We start from the raw sequence: 14,146 nt of genomic DNA, 5'->3' as shown, positions 1-14,146 counted from the left end.
TGCGTTCATGGTTTGGGCGCTTTACACCGGGATTCCGCCATGGCCCACAACACTCCTGATCGCTATTGTGAGCTTGTTCACGATCGCCGCGCTGGAGCAATTCCAACCCTTTCGTCAATCCTGGCTCGAAGATCATCAAGACACCTCGACCGATTTATTGCATATGCTGGTCAACCTTTCTGTCATTCAGTTCACTGCTGAAATCCTCGCCAAGCTTGGCGATGCGGTGCCGGCATCAGTTCGCCTTTTTCCCAGCGAGAGTCCCCTCTGGTTACAGCTGGTTCTGGTCGCAACCGTCCTCGATTTAAGCCTGTATGTCATGCATCGCATCAGCCATCGGGTGCATTGGCTGTGGCGTATGCACATGATTCATCACAGCGCTGATCGCCTTTATTGGATGAATGGGGAGCGCAGACATCCGCTGCATGCGGCGCTAATGGCCGGACCGGGGCTGGTGGTTCTGCTCGCCTCAGGTGCGCCGTCGGCCGTTATCGCGACTTGGTTCAGCATCTTGACCGTTCATTTAGCCTTCCAGCATTCGAACCTGGACTACTCGTTGGGCTGGTTACGCAACGTGATTGGAGTCGCCGAGACACATCGCTGGCACCATAAGCGAGAGTTCGAAGATGCCCAGGTCAACTTCGGAGAGTTTTTACTTATTTGGGATCACCTATTTGGAACCTTCTATGACGCAGCAAACAAGCTCGGTGATGCGCAGGTAGGGCTAAAAGAGCGAGACTTTCCAACAGGCTATCGTGCGCAGCTAATCGCGCCGTTTAGGCGCAAGCCTCAGAACCATATGATCTGAAGTTGCGTACCACGAAACGCCTATTCGCGCATTTACTGCCATGTGTTGTAGGGTCGTGTAGTGACGAACGTCGTAGGGTATGAGGAAGGTATGTATCGAAATTAGGGAGTTTATGTCTTTCGCATAAATTCCCTAATTTCAATACATACGCTGTGCTCAGCACCCCATTCCCAGCACTTGCCCAAAACGAATGCGGCCATCACTTCGTTTCGCTGAGTCACAAAGTGTCCGGTTCGAAGCCGATCCAGCGCCCATCACCCTCGAATCGCTCTTGAAATCAAAGCAAATGGCCTTAAGATGATCTTATCTTGCCATCATCGTTTTTAATCATGGATGTTTCTCGGGGGTAGGTCGGAATGGCAGAACAAGAAGATGCTAAGCCCGCAAGCGGGCGCTTCAACACAAATGAAGAGACGAAGCGGATCGTATGGACACAGACCGCTGGTCATTGTGAACTGTGCGGTACGGATCTGACGTTCGACTATCGTGCTGGCAAGCCAATGAGATGGGGCGAAGTGGCGCATATTCTGCCCGCCAGTCCCAAAGGCCCTCGGGGACGCGCGGATCATGATGCTGAGGCGCACACTAACGATACCGCTAATCTGATGCTCCTGTGCCCAGGTTGTCATGACAAAATTGATCGTGATGCAGACGGGTATCCTGAAAATGATTTGAGTGGTTTACACCAAGCGTACCTGGAACGCATCCGACTCGCCGCAACGACCCCCGATGGTGGTAGAGCCATTCCTCTCATCGTCCTGAGTCAGCATTTCCAGACGATCAACGACATTCCCGTTCGCGATCTGTTGACTGCGATGTCGGCTGAAGGACTAACGGCCTTCGATCAAGGCATTAAAATCACTTTCCCTGCACCCGGACCGCGAGGTAGGGACGCGACCTATTGGCAGAACATCAAAGACAGTGTCCAGTATGAGTTGGAGCAGCAACTCAAGCGTCGCGGCGGCACCTACGGCGATGCGCCTGCACTAGCTGTAGTGGGCTTGGCCGATATCCCGGCATTGATGATGTTGGGCCAGGGTATCGGCGACCGTTCCAAACGCTTGATCTTCTCCTTCCACCGCGAGCATCGGTTGCGCTGGCCCGATCAGTCCGCTGAGCCGCCCGCTTTTTTGTTTACACCTCCCTCCGACGGCGACGGGCCACTGGCGCTTGTGCTCTCCATTTCTGCGCAAGTCCCGGTTCGCGACGTGACCGACGCTCTGCCCGGTGCACGTATTGCAGAGCTGTCGATCCCAGAACCAAGCTATGCGATGGTACAGAACCGTCGGGTGATTCATGCCTTTCGTGACGCACTTCAAATACGGCTGAGCCAGCTTGAAGCTCTGACTCCTGAACCTATCCACGTCTTCGCCGCTATTCCTGCGGCATTGGCCATCGAGTTTGGTGCGTTGCTCACAACGCAGCATCAACATACGTACCTGATCTTTGATCGGGACAAAGAAAACCAAGATCGGTTTACGCAAACACTGCAATTGGGCTCGATGGCCCAGGAGGCTAGGTAAATGCTGTTGAGCAACGAACAGACCAAGCGCAGCAGTTGGGAATATTTTCTGCTTCGCGCCGCGCGGGAAATCTCGCTGTCGGAAGCGCAGTACCAGAAAATCAATGACCGCTACTCCCAACTGGAAAAAATCCTCTCGGCCTCCGACAACCCGCTCCTCGCTGAGGCCCATATCTTCGTTCAAGGCTCGATGCGGCTGAAAACGACCATCAAGCCAATCCCCGGTGCGCCTGCGGATCTGGACACCATTGATGCGGACGCGATTATCTGGCTCCCTCACGCTCAAGGCGCTAGTGCGAAGGAAGTTCTAGAAGCGATTGAGCAGCGTTTTAGGGAAGGCTCCCGCGTTCAGGAAGAAGTTAAGCAATTACGACGTGGCATCCGGATTGTTTATGCCGACGAGAATCCAGGCTTCCACATCGATGTCACCCCCGCACGTGCGATCAACGGAAATGGCGAAGCCAACGGCGAGGGTAAACTGGAGGTTCCGGATCGGGTCACAGGGTGGAAAGCAAGCAGCCCTATCCCGTACTCGAATTGGTTACAGGTTGCCTCTGCCCAGGAAATTTCTCTGGAAAGCTTGGTAGTTGCCAAAAGCCAGCGGATGCTCGATGCCGCGACACAAGATCCTTTGCCGCATTATCAGGATTACATCGATCAAGATCCCCTGCGTGCGACCATAAAGCTGCTCAAGCGGCATCGCGATGAATGGGCCATCAACACAAGGAGCGCTGATACTCGCCCCATATCCGCTGTCATAACCACTTTGGCCACTCACGCATACCTGGATGTCGTGAAGGAATCACAGTCGAAGCCTTTGGCTCCGCTCGATGCAATTTTGGAAATCGTTCGTAGAATGCCGCAGCACATCGCGCATAGAGGTAACGATTGCTTTGTCTGCAACCCTGCCGATAACGGCGAAAACTTTGCAGAAAAGTGGAATCGACCAGGCGAGGGGCAAGGCTATCGACAAGCATTTGCCAAGTGGCATGCGGACGCCAGTGCATCCGTATCATTGGGTTTGGAAAGTTTTGAATCCAATGATTCCTTTGCAGAAGCAGTGAAAAAGAATTTCGGTATTGCACCGGCATTCATTTCGGCAGTGAACAATGAGATCCCTGCGAATTGGACCATGCCCGGCCGACCGGATGGCACTACTCGAAACTCTGCTTCGATGGGTTCGCTCTTCGGAGGAGCCAGCGGTGGCGGAACCTCTCAGTCGAGCGTAAAGCCAGTTGGACGCCTTGGCTGATCCTATTACGACGCCATTGCAGCGCGGAATCGCCGCACTGCGAAATACCCTAGGTCAGGATGCTGCCGATGCATTGCTCCAGCCCGCACCCATGCGGGCTGACGAAGCGGCGTCCTTTCACTTTCCCTTGCCCATCGATTACACGGGCCAGGAGCGGCGACTGCGTATTGGTTTTCCCTCCAACTTCCCCCGTGGGCTTTTGCGACTGAACGTCGAACCCTCTCCGTGGCTGGTCTGGCCGCATGCCACCAAGTCGGGGCTTTGCCTTCATGGCTTTCAGGAACGCCCCATTATGGGCTCCCCGGAGGTCGTTGTAGAGGACAGCCTTAATCGCCTAGCCCAGATCGTTTCGTTGTCCAAGATGGGATCAAGCCAGGCAACGCGCGATATCGAATTTCAGAATGAGATCACTACCTACTGGTCTTTCCAGCACGGTCAGTCATTCCAGAACCTCTTACTTTTGGATCGACCCCAGGCCGCCTCGCAATTGTTTGCGCTCAGCGATCCGCGCCGGGCTGTGCCATCCGGACAGGAAACGGTTTGGCTAGCATCGAACGTAGCTGCACTCAAAGGGCATTACCGACGGGTTGTCGGGCGCTCCGCTGTCATTCGCGCGGCCGAAACTCCCGGTTTTTACGTCAAGCTTCAGACCTATCCGGATATCCGCACCCCGGATCCAGAAGATCTAATGCTGTGGCTAACACCACATCTTCAACCAGACGATGCCGAGCAATTGCTGGCATGGTTTGAGCAGCATGGAACGTTGGCAAGTCGATGGATTGTTCTAGAGCTTCCAGGGGGGACGGATTCTCCAACTTATTGCCTCAATGTACGCTCGCTTGGCGTACAGCAGGAGCGGGGGGCAAAGTTTGGCTTGCGTACAGCGCGCCGCAGGCCAGCGATCGCAAATGCACATCCTCCGGCGCTCGTCCGAGCAACTGCCCTGGACGTGCTTGATCGAGCGTCCATTCTGTCCCGCGATAAAAGCGGCACTGCACAGCGCCTTGAAAATGCTCGGGTAGTTTGCGTTGGTGTTGGCTCGCTAGGCAGTGCGGTGGCAATACAGTTGGCACGATCCGGTGTTGGCCACCTTACCCTCATCGATCCTGACACCTTGGTGTCAGCCAATCTGGGAAGGCATGTTCTGGGAGCGGATAGCCTAGGGAGATTGAAAGCGTCAGCGTTGAGGGACAAGATTCTGTTAGATCTCCCGACGACAGAATGCACCGCTTATTCGACATTCGCCGAAGTGGTGATGAGCAGCAAACCAGAAGTGTTCGATAATGCAGATCTGGTGGTGATCACGACAGCAGACTGGCAGTCGGAGGTCACTGTATGGCGAGCCAAATCCAGCGGCGTTCCTTGGGGGGTCTTACAAGCCTGGAGCGAACCGTACACCCAGGTAGGCCATGCGCTATTCGCACCAGCCGGCACCTTTGATGGCCGTCATCTATTCACGGACGTCGGCGATTTCTTGCATAAATTTACAGAGTGGCCGGGAGGGGGTGTGGTTCCATTGCCCGCTTGTGGGGAGAGCTTTATCCCAGGCGGCTCGCTGGGGATGACCAATATCGCCTCTATGGTTTCGCACACGGCCTTACGCGCATTGACCGGCAACATTGCCACTGCATCTTGGGTCAGCAGTATCTACAGGCCTGAAGATGTGCCGAGCCTGGGAGGCCAATACCATGGGCCCGAACTGCCAGAGGGGGCGCAGCAAATTTTACTCGAGCGCGGATGGCCGGAAGATAAGGACGAAACGGTATGACGGATATTGCGTGGCGCTGGCGATGGCCGGAAGTTAATTCCGAGCTATTGGTGTCCCAAGCTGTCGCGGACATCTTGAATAGTCATCGGCAGGGCCTTTTTGGCGTGGAGCGAGGGGGACAGTTATTCGTCAATCCGGTTGATCCCAAAGGGTTGCTGCTGGCCTCGGCCACGTTGCCTCATCGCGCTGATCGGTCAGGCTGGTCTTGGCTAGAATTGGATGCGGAGCGATGCCGTCTGGAGATCCAGGCTGCCAACGAACAAGGGTTACGTCTAGTGGGCTATTGGCATACGCATCCCCAATCCATTCCAGTGATATCTCCGGCAGACATCGGAAGTTTTTCCAAATTTGCTGCACGTTACACGCAGGATCTGCCGCACCCCATAGCCGTTATTGTCGGCAAGTCCGAAAAACCAGAAGGTATCAAGGCTTGGTCATTCAGGGACGGCAGATACATTGAGGCAACCTGGGTCGGATGAGCTTCAAGTCCGTGCGGTGGAAGGCGGATCAGCGGTTACCTTTACCCGCTAACATTAGGGCGAAGAGCTCCGCCTGAAAGCGGGCATCATCCAATGCGTTATGGTTGGGTTCGCTGATTGGCTTCAGCGCAGCGGTCATTTTGGATGATTTTGTTTCCTGCCAATTGCAACCTACAGCGCCCATAAAGTAGGCCTTCATGTCGATAGCTGTGAAACCAAAGGGGTTGGTTTCCAAATATTTGTGGAAGTAGTAATTGACGAATGACCAGTCAAACGGTGCGTTTAGCCCTACGAAAATGACCTTCTGCCCCGTTTGGCAGGACGATTTCAGCCATTCACTAAGTGTCAGCATCGCCTCTCGCGGAGCGAGGCCCTCGTGCTCCAGCTTTTCCAGACTCAGCCCCGATACTGCCAGTGCTTCTGGATCGTGTTTTGGGCTATCAGGTCGCAGTTCAAGATAGATGGACGTTGCAGGTTGGTTTACAAGGCAAGCTCCAATGGAAAGCAGACTGTATTCGCCTGGTATAGGCCCAGACGTCTCGACGTCGACGGAAACGTATAGCTCATCAGCGTTCATGTCATATCCTTTTCGTGTAATTGCCTGATCACGCTACCAGCGTATTGCGCGTTCCTTTGGTCAGCTCTGCGCCCGAGCATAATGATGTGTGTCATTCTCTGATGGCTTTGATGAGGGCCAGGCGATCATGAGTGAAACTGAGCGGTGGGTAGCCAAATGCCAGAATACTGAGGACGGTACTGGCGACATCATCATTGAGCTGCCTCCAGAGTTGCTTGACCAAATGGGGTTAGGTATTGGGGACGATCTGGAGCTAACGGTAGCGAATGGCACAATAATGCTAACGCCCATGCACAACTTAACATCGGTGCTGCCCATGTTTGCTGGCATCCTGCGACAGGATGTCTATCATGCTTACCGCATGCGTCTGGAGGCCCTTCTTGATATCTCTGTCAATGCTTCGTGTCTGGACATTCACCACATGATAGTAGCTGGATTCCCGGCCTGTCTGGTCCATGTGCTGTGTGATAGTGGGACCCTTAGCAATGAAGAACGCGACAGAATCGTTCAACCAAAAGCGCTCAAAACAAGGTTGGCAGCCAATCAGCTCTTGACGCTGCATGAGAGCGATCGCCTGTTCCGGTTTGCACACATCAGCGCCTTGGCCGAGGTGATCTTCGGTGACAAAGGCAAGGCCAAACAATGGCTTTCCAAGCCCAAAGCCCGTTTTTTGGGTGAAAGCCCATCAGCGATGGTCACTACAACCATTGGCACACATCTAGTCGAAGAAATGCTGATTCAGGTGTCTGAGGGCCTTTCATTCTAGTTCCACCGCAGCCGAGTGGAACCAACCCTAAGTAATTATGCGAGCACAGCACGCATTGCTAAGGCGGCGCGCTCCATTAAAGTCGGGCGCTACAGAATTGAATATTTTTCTCGCCGACCTTCAGATAGCGCGCTGATCCGTGCTGCGTCAAAAGGTAACTGAAAAAATAATGCAGGCTTAATGCTGATGGGCTTACATCGTGCGTTATTAAGCGGCTCGCATGCGCTAGCTGAAAGCCAGCGTTAATTAATTGTTCGCGCCAATTCTGACGGCTACACTCCAACCTCATGAAACGCTACCTGCGGTTTTGTCTTATTTTCTTGATCAGCCTGGCGCTTCCCCTCAGCGGGATGGCGGGGGTGCAGGCACCGACAGAACCGTGCCCGATGAAAGCCACGGGCATGGCGATGATGGACGACATGGGCATGGATTGTTGCAATGACATGAAGAGCCCGACCGAGCATGGGAAACCCTGCAAACCGGGTCAGGAGTGCAAGACGGGCGGGATGCTACAAGTTTCGATCGTCAAGCCGCCCGTGACTCTGCTCAGCCCCGTCGTGCTGGCCTTTTCCAGCGATTCCGTTCCTTTGTCCACCCCATCCGGTGTATGGCGACCGCCCCGCGTCTGATTCCTGTCCGTTATTGAACCTCATCCTGTTTTTAACGGGATGGCATGGCTGTGCGCAGGCCTTTTGAAGCGCTCAGCGGATCATCGCAGGAATCGCAAACATGAACCCCAAGTGCTTTTGCACAGGTTGGTCCCTAGTGGCCGGTCTGGCGGCAAGCGTACTGGCCTTGCCGAGCTTCGCTACCTCGCTGACGCTCGAAGAGGCCTTGCGGCTGGCCGAAAACACCGCGCCGTCGCTGTCTGCACAGGATGCAAAGATTCAGGCTGCCAGCAGTGCGGCCATTCCAGCGGGTGAGCTACCTGACCCGAAGTTGCTCGCTGGTCTGCAGAACTATCCCATCGGCGGCCCAGATCGCTGGAGCGTCAATGATGACTTCATGACCATGCAAATGGTCGGGGTCAGGCAAGACATGCCCAATAGTGACAAGCGCAGGGCGCGGATCGAGGTGGCGAACGCAGGGGTTGAGCGTGCCGCTGCCGAGCGTCAGGTCGAACGCCTGAACGTGCGCCAAGCCACGGCGCTGGCTTGGATCAGCAGCTATTCAATAGAGCGCAAAGACGCGCTGTTCCAGGACTTCTACAAGGAGAACCGCTTGCTGAGCGACACTGTCCGCGCGCAAATTGCCGGCGGTCGCGCACAACCGGCCGATGCCGTGACACCGAAGCAGGAAGCGGCGCAACTGGCCGAGCAGCAAGACGATCTGATACGCCAGCGTGCTCAAGCGCGCGCGGCGCTGAAACGCTGGATTGGTCCGGCCGCCAACGCAACGCCGGCGGGAAGTCTTCCGCAGTGGCCGATCGATACGTCAGGCTTGCCCCATAAACTGCAACATCATCCCGAGCTGGCCGCGTACGGGCCGATGACCCGTGAAGCGCAAGCCAAGGTGCGCGAGGCGCAGGCGGAGAAAAAGTCCGACTGGAGTTGGGAGGTGGATTATCAGCACCGTGATCGGCAGTTCGGCGACATGGTCAGCGTGCAACTTTCCTGGGATCTGCCGTTGTTTCCGCAGACCCGGCAAAACCCAAAAATTGCCGCACGAGAAGCCGAAGTCAACCAACTCGAATCCGAGCGCGAAGCCTTGTCACGCGAGCATACCGAGCAACTGGAAAGTGTACTGGCTGACTATGAACGGCTCAATCGTGCGGTCCAGCGCAATGCGCAAAGTCTGCTGCCGCTGGCCAAAGAAAAAGTCGAACTCAGCATGGCCAGCTACCGCGCCGGTAAAGGCGATTTGAATGCGGTTGTCGCCGCCCGACGTGAACTCATCGAGGCTCGTCTCAAACAAGTCGAAGTGGAGGAACAGCGAGCACTGATCAATGCACGACTGTATTTTGCGTATGGAGAGGCCAGCCAATGAGCCTTAAAAAGAGTGGGGTTTTGTTGGCAGGCGTTGCAATGGCAGTGGGGATCGCCGGTGGTTACTGGCTAGCACTTCAACGCGTCAGCGAAGTACGGGACGCTTCGTCTGAGCAAAATCAAAACGCACCAAATGAACGCAAAGCCATGTACTGGTATGACCCGATGTACCCCCAACAGAAGTTCGACAAACCGGGTAAATCGCCGTTCATGGACATGCAGCTGGTTCCGCAATACGCCAGTGGCGGCAACGATCAAGCGACGGTCAGCATCGATCCGAGCGTGGCGCAGAATCTCGGTCTGCGCTCGGCGATGGTCAGCCGTGGAGTGTTTGCATCCAGCCTTGATGTGAGTGGCATCCTCGCCTTTAACGAACGGGATGTTGCGGTTATCCAGGCTCGTACTCCAGGCTTTGTAGAGCGGGTCTACGCCCATGCACCCGGTGATCTGCTCAAAGCCAATGCGGCGCTGGCGGATATTCTGGTGCCCGAGTGGGCGGCGGCTCAGACTGAGTTCCTGGCCCTGAAAAATAACGGTGATCGCGACTTGCTCGCCGCTGCGCGGCAGCGCTTACTGCTTAGTGGAATGCCGCCGGGAGTGATTGCCCAGGTCGAACGTAGCGGTAAGGTCCAACCTTATCTGACTTTGACCAGCCCGATTGGCGGGGTGCTGCAAGAGCTCAACCTGCGCATAGGCATGACCGTCGCGGCAGGCGAGACACTGGCGCGGGTCAATGGTCTGAGCAGTGTCTGGCTGGCGGTGTCCGTTCCTGAATCCGACGCGGGTACCATCGCCGAGGGGCAAAAGGTCGAGGCGCAGTTGCCGGCCTTCCCTGGGACCAAGGTCAATGGCACTGTCAGCACAATTCTGCCGGACACCAATGCGGATAGCCGCACCCTGCGCGTACGGGTCGAACTACCCAATCCAGACGGTCGCCTAAAGCCCGGTTTGACGGCGCAAGTGCGCTTGAGCAGCTCAACTGAGCAGGGTGTGGTGTGGGTGCCGAGCGAGGCCGTCATTCGCACCGGTCGACGTGCCTTGGTGATGCTAGCCGAAGATGCTGGCCGATATCGCCCCGTTGAAGTGCAGCTCGGGCAGGAAAGCAGTGGCAAGACAGTAATTGTTAAAGGTCTGGATGAAGGTCAGAAGGTAGTTACCTCGGGCCAATTTCTGCTCGATTCGGAGGCCAGTTTAAAGGGTATCGTGGCCAGTTCAGCAGACGTACCACCCCGTATCGCAGCAGCCTCAGGTCTGCATGAGGCGGACGGGCAGATCGTCGAAATCGACGATAAAGAAGTCACACTCGCCCACGGCCCCTTCAAGACACTGGGCATGCCGGGCATGACGATGACGTTTCCACTTGCCAATCCTACCCTGATTCAGGGTCTGAAAACGGGCGACAAGGTTCGGGTCGCGGTGAGCCAAACCGACGATGGATTGCGTGTCGAACGTCTAGATAAAACGGGAGGTCAGCCATGATCGCTGCCCTCATCCGTTGGTCTGTTGCCAACCGCTTTTTGGTGCTGTTGGCGACACTTTTCGTCACAGCTTGGGGCATCTGGTCAGTTCAGAACACACCAATCGATGCACTACCGGATCTCTCCGATGTACAGGTGATCATCCGTACCCCTTATCCGGGACAAGCACCGCAGATTGTCGAGAATCAGGTCACCTATCCGCTGGCCACCACCATGCTTTCAGTACCTGGAGCCAAGACCGTGCGCGGGTATTCCTTCTTCGGCGACAGCTTTGTTTACGTGCTGTTCGAAGATGGTACCGACTTGTACTGGGCTCGCTCTCGGGTGCTGGAGTATTTGAGTCAAATACAAAGCCGGTTGCCAGCCAGCGCAAAGCCCGCATTGGGGCCGGACGCAACGGGAGTGGGCTGGATCTATCAGTACGCACTGGTGGATCGCACTGGTGGGCACGATCTCGCGCAACTTCGTGCGCTTCAAGATTGGTTCCTGAAGTTTGAACTCAAGACGCTGCCCAATGTTGCGGAAGTGGCCACCGTGGGCGGCATGGTCAAGCAATACCAAGTACAGCTCGATCCGCTCAAGATGGCCAATCTCGGGATCACTCAGGCACAGGTGACTGAAGCCATCGGCAAGGCCAATCAGGAAACCGGTGGTGCTGTGCTGGAAATGGCCGAAACCGAGTTTATCGTGCGAGCTTCGGGTTATCTAAAGACGCTCAACGATTTTCGGACGATCCCGCTGAAGTTGGAATCAGGCGGTGTGCCTGTAAGCCTTGGCGATGTCGCCACGATTCAGCTTGGGCCGGAAATGAGACGAGGCATCACTGAACTTGACGGGGAAGGCGAGACCGTCGGTGGCGTAGTGATTTTGCGCAGCGGTAAGAATGCTCGCGAGACCATTACGGCGGTGAAGAGCAAACTGGATGAGTTGAAAAGCAGTCTCCCAGCAGGCGTAGAAATCGTAACAACCTACGATCGCAGCAAGCTGATCGACCGCGCAATAGACAACCTCAGTTACAAGCTGCTGGAAGAGTTCATCGTCGTTGCCCTGGTGTGCGGGATCTTCCTCTGGCACCTGCGCTCATCCTTGGTGGCAATCATTTCGCTACCTGTGGGGGTGTTGATTGCATTCATTGTCATGCGGTACCAGGGCATCAACGCCAACATCATGTCCTTGGGTGGGATCGCTATCGCTATCGGTGCCATGGTCGATGCCGCAGTGGTGATGATTGAAAATGCACACAAGAAAATAGAATTCTGGCACACCTCTCATCCTGGGCAGGAGTTGAAGGGTGAGCAGCATTGGCATGTGATGACCGATGCAGCGGCCGAGGTCGGCCCCGCGCTTTTCTTTTGTCTGTTGATCATCACGCTGTCGTTCATTCCGGTGTTCACATTGGAGGCTCAGGAAGGAAGATTGTTTGGCCCACTGGCGTTTACCAAGACCTACGCCATGGCGGCAGCGGCGGGATTGTCGGTGACGTTGGTGCCGGTGCTGATGGGTTATTGGATTCGGGGACGAATTCCGAGTGAGCAACATAACCCTTTAAACCGCTGGTTGATACGGATCTACCAACCCGCGTTGGACGCAGTTCTGCGCCGTCCGAAAACTACTCTGCTGGTGGCGCTGTTGGTATTTGTCAGTGCGCTATGGCCAATGTTTCGCTTGGGTGGGGAGTTCCTTCCACCACTGGACGAAGGGGATCTGCTCTACATGCCTTCAGCCCTGCCGGGGTTGTCGGTGCAGAAGGCTGCACAACTGCTGCAACAGACCGATCGCCTAATCAAAACAGTCCCTGAAGTTGAACACGTTTTCGGCAAGGCCGGTCGTGCTGAGACCGCTACTGATCCAGCGCCGTTGGAAATGTTTGAAACCACGATTCAGTTCAAACCGCATGAGCAATGGCGCCCAGGCATGACCCAGGAAAAATTGGTGGAGGAGCTGGACCGCGTGGTACGCGTGCCTGGCTTGACCAATATTTGGATACCCCCGATTCGCAACCGCATCGACATGCTGGCCACAGGGATCAAAAGTCCCATCGGGGTGAAAGTTGCCGGCACTAACCTGACGGAAATCGATTCGGTCACCCAGGCGGTTGAAAAGGCAGCCAAAAATGTGCCCGGTGTCAGCTCCGCGTTGGCCGAGCGCCTGACCGGTGGCCGCTACATCGATGTGGATATCGATCGTAATGCAGCCGCCCGCTACGGCATGAATATCGCTGATGTGCAGTCCATCGTGGCTGGTGCTATCGGAGGCGAAAATATCGGGGAGACCATTGAGGGGCTCGCACGTTTTCCGATCAGCGTCCGTTATCCGCGAGAGTGGCGTGACTCACCGGGAGCCTTGGAACAATTGCCCATTTACACATCGTCAGGCATCCAGATCACCCTCGGTACTGTGGCAAAAATAAAAATCACTGACGGTCCACCAATGCTCAAGAGCGAGAACGCGCGGCCTTCGGGCTGGGTATACATCGATGTGCGTGGTCGGGACATTGCCTCCGTGGTCGCCGATCTTCGTCAGGTCGTCAATCAACAGGTCAAGTTGCAGCCTGGTATGAGCCTGAGCTACTCGGGGCAGTTCGAGTTTCTCGAAAGAGCTAACGCACGACTAAAGCTGGTCGTACCGGCCACGCTATTGATCATCTTCGTGCTGCTTTACCTGACATTTGCTCGATTCGATGAGGCCCTGTTGATCATGGCCACACTCCCTTTTGCTCTCACCGGAGGGGCATGGTTCCTCTATTTGCTCGGTTTCAATCTGTCGGTGGCAACGGGGGTCGGCTTCATCGCACTGGCCGGGGTTTCTGCAGAGTTCGGCGTGATCATGCTGCTCTACCTGAAGAATGCTTGGGCTGAACGTGTGGACCTTGGCGATAACTCTGAACATGCACTAGTGGCGTCGATTCGTGAAGGCGCTGTGCAGCGGGTGCGTCCCAAAGCTATGACTGTGGCTGTCATCATCGCGGGCCTGTTGCCCATACTGTTGGGCAGTGGTACCGGCAGCGAAGTGATGAGCCGAATTGCCGCGCCAATGGTCGGCGGCATGGTAACTGCGCCCTTGCTTTCCCTGTTTGTCATCCCGGCGGCCTATCGCTTAATGCGTCGTCGAAATCTACCTAGCAAACCCGTAACTCTGAAAGGAAATGTCGTATGAAACTGACCCTTATTACAGTTGCCAGCACTGCGGTTGTGCTCTCTTTCGCTGCCCATGCACAAGACACGTCAGCAATGAAAATGGACGGTATGGAAGGCATGGAAATGAAGCAGGAATCAAAGCAGATGGCTGTCGCCGATGCCGAGGGCACGATCAAGGCCATTGATCCTGCGAAGCATACCGTGACACTCGCTCACGGTGCCGTCCCAGCTGTTCAATGGCCGCCGATGACCATGGCCTTTTCCGTGTCGGATGACCAATTGGCAGGGTTGAAGGTAGGAGATCGTGTGTCATTCACCTTTCGGGTCGAAGGAGGTAAAGGAACGATTGTTTCCATAAAAAAATGAGTTACTAA

12 protein-coding genes are annotated in these 14,146 nt (G+C 55.5%); 11 read left to right on the top strand and 1 reads right to left on the bottom strand.

Going from position 1 to position 14,146, the window contains the following annotated elements; genetic code table 11:
* The 5 genes from APH41_RS00625 to APH41_RS00605 all read left to right on the top strand — a co-directional run.
* The coding region (locus APH41_RS00625; RefSeq protein WP_054916998.1) for a sterol desaturase family protein at positions 1–808 on the top strand (808 nt) is incomplete at its 5' end.
* A 356-nt stretch (positions 809–1,164) separates the two neighbouring features.
* Positions 1,165–2,331, top strand: coding sequence for an SAVED domain-containing protein (locus APH41_RS00620; protein ID WP_019816995.1), 1,167 nt, complete (start codon positions 1,165–1,167; stop codon positions 2,329–2,331).
* Positions 2,332–3,582, top strand: coding sequence for a nucleotidyltransferase (locus tag APH41_RS00615; RefSeq protein WP_019816996.1), 1,251 nt, complete (start codon positions 2,332–2,334; stop codon positions 3,580–3,582).
* Positions 3,566–5,350 (top strand): ThiF family adenylyltransferase, encoded by a 1,785-nt coding sequence (locus APH41_RS00610; RefSeq protein WP_019816997.1) that lies wholly within the window; start codon positions 3,566–3,568, stop codon positions 5,348–5,350. The genes APH41_RS00615 and APH41_RS00610 overlap by 17 nt, the downstream gene beginning before the upstream one ends.
* On the top strand, positions 5,347–5,829 hold the full coding sequence (locus APH41_RS00605) for a Mov34/MPN/PAD-1 family protein (protein WP_019816998.1): 483 nt from the start codon (positions 5,347–5,349) through the stop codon (positions 5,827–5,829). The genes APH41_RS00610 and APH41_RS00605 overlap by 4 nt, the downstream gene beginning before the upstream one ends.
* A gap of 28 nt (positions 5,830–5,857) precedes the next feature.
* Here APH41_RS00605 and APH41_RS00600 read toward each other — a convergent pair whose 3' ends face one another.
* Positions 5,858–6,406 (bottom strand): 3'-5' exonuclease, encoded by a 549-nt coding sequence (locus APH41_RS00600; RefSeq protein WP_054916991.1) that lies wholly within the window; start codon positions 6,404–6,406, stop codon positions 5,858–5,860.
* An 88-nt stretch (positions 6,407–6,494) separates the two neighbouring features.
* Here APH41_RS00600 and APH41_RS00595 point away from each other — a divergent pair, with 88 nt between their 5' ends.
* From APH41_RS00595 to APH41_RS00570, 6 genes are all read left to right on the top strand, one after another.
* The gene (locus APH41_RS00595) at positions 6,495–7,172 is read left to right on the top strand and encodes an antitoxin Xre/MbcA/ParS toxin-binding domain-containing protein (protein WP_236170285.1); all 678 of its coding nucleotides are present in this window, start codon (positions 6,495–6,497) and stop codon (positions 7,170–7,172) included.
* A 287-nt stretch (positions 7,173–7,459) separates the two neighbouring features.
* On the top strand, positions 7,460–7,801 hold the full coding sequence (locus APH41_RS00590) for a hypothetical protein (protein ID WP_054916990.1): 342 nt from the start codon (positions 7,460–7,462) through the stop codon (positions 7,799–7,801).
* A gap of 100 nt (positions 7,802–7,901) precedes the next feature.
* On the top strand, positions 7,902–9,158 hold the full coding sequence (locus APH41_RS00585) for a TolC family protein (RefSeq protein ID WP_054916989.1): 1,257 nt from the start codon (positions 7,902–7,904) through the stop codon (positions 9,156–9,158).
* A complete protein-coding gene (locus tag APH41_RS00580; protein ID WP_054916987.1) occupies positions 9,155–10,636 on the top strand; it encodes an efflux RND transporter periplasmic adaptor subunit in 1,482 nt (493 codons plus the stop codon). Before APH41_RS00585 ends, APH41_RS00580 begins: the two co-directional genes overlap by 4 nt.
* A complete protein-coding gene (locus APH41_RS00575; protein ID WP_054916986.1) occupies positions 10,633–13,791 on the top strand; it encodes an efflux RND transporter permease subunit in 3,159 nt (1,052 codons plus the stop codon). Before APH41_RS00580 ends, APH41_RS00575 begins: the two co-directional genes overlap by 4 nt.
* Positions 13,788–14,138, top strand: a complete 351-nt coding sequence (locus tag APH41_RS00570) for a copper-binding protein (protein WP_054916984.1) — start codon at positions 13,788–13,790, stop codon at positions 14,136–14,138. Before APH41_RS00575 ends, APH41_RS00570 begins: the two co-directional genes overlap by 4 nt.
* Positions 14,139–14,146 lie beyond the last annotated feature (8 nt).

This window comes from Pseudomonas sp. NBRC 111138 (assembly GCF_001320835.1).
Lineage (GTDB): Bacteria > Pseudomonadota > Gammaproteobacteria > Pseudomonadales > Pseudomonadaceae > Aquipseudomonas > Aquipseudomonas paracarnis.
Note: the sequence above shows the minus strand (reverse complement) of the source record. Positions and strands in the feature narration are given on the sequence as shown.

Coding starts and splice junctions, on each gene's coding strand:
- APH41_RS00615 (WP_019816996.1), top strand. CDS start 2,332: ATGCTGTTGAGCAACGAACAGACCAAGCGCAGCAGTTGGGAATATTTT.
- APH41_RS00605 (WP_019816998.1), top strand. CDS start 5,347: ATGACGGATATTGCGTGGCGCTGGCGATGGCCGGAAGTTAATTCCGAG.
- APH41_RS00570 (WP_054916984.1), top strand. CDS start 13,788: ATGAAACTGACCCTTATTACAGTTGCCAGCACTGCGGTTGTGCTCTCT.
- APH41_RS00620 (WP_019816995.1), top strand. CDS start 1,165: ATGGCAGAACAAGAAGATGCTAAGCCCGCAAGCGGGCGCTTCAACACA.
- APH41_RS00585 (WP_054916989.1), top strand. CDS start 7,902: ATGAACCCCAAGTGCTTTTGCACAGGTTGGTCCCTAGTGGCCGGTCTG.
- APH41_RS00575 (WP_054916986.1), top strand. CDS start 10,633: ATGATCGCTGCCCTCATCCGTTGGTCTGTTGCCAACCGCTTTTTGGTG.
- APH41_RS00580 (WP_054916987.1), top strand. CDS start 9,155: ATGAGCCTTAAAAAGAGTGGGGTTTTGTTGGCAGGCGTTGCAATGGCA.
- APH41_RS00590 (WP_054916990.1), top strand. CDS start 7,460: ATGAAACGCTACCTGCGGTTTTGTCTTATTTTCTTGATCAGCCTGGCG.
- APH41_RS00600 (WP_054916991.1), bottom strand. CDS start 6,406: ATGAACGCTGATGAGCTATACGTTTCCGTCGACGTCGAGACGTCTGGG.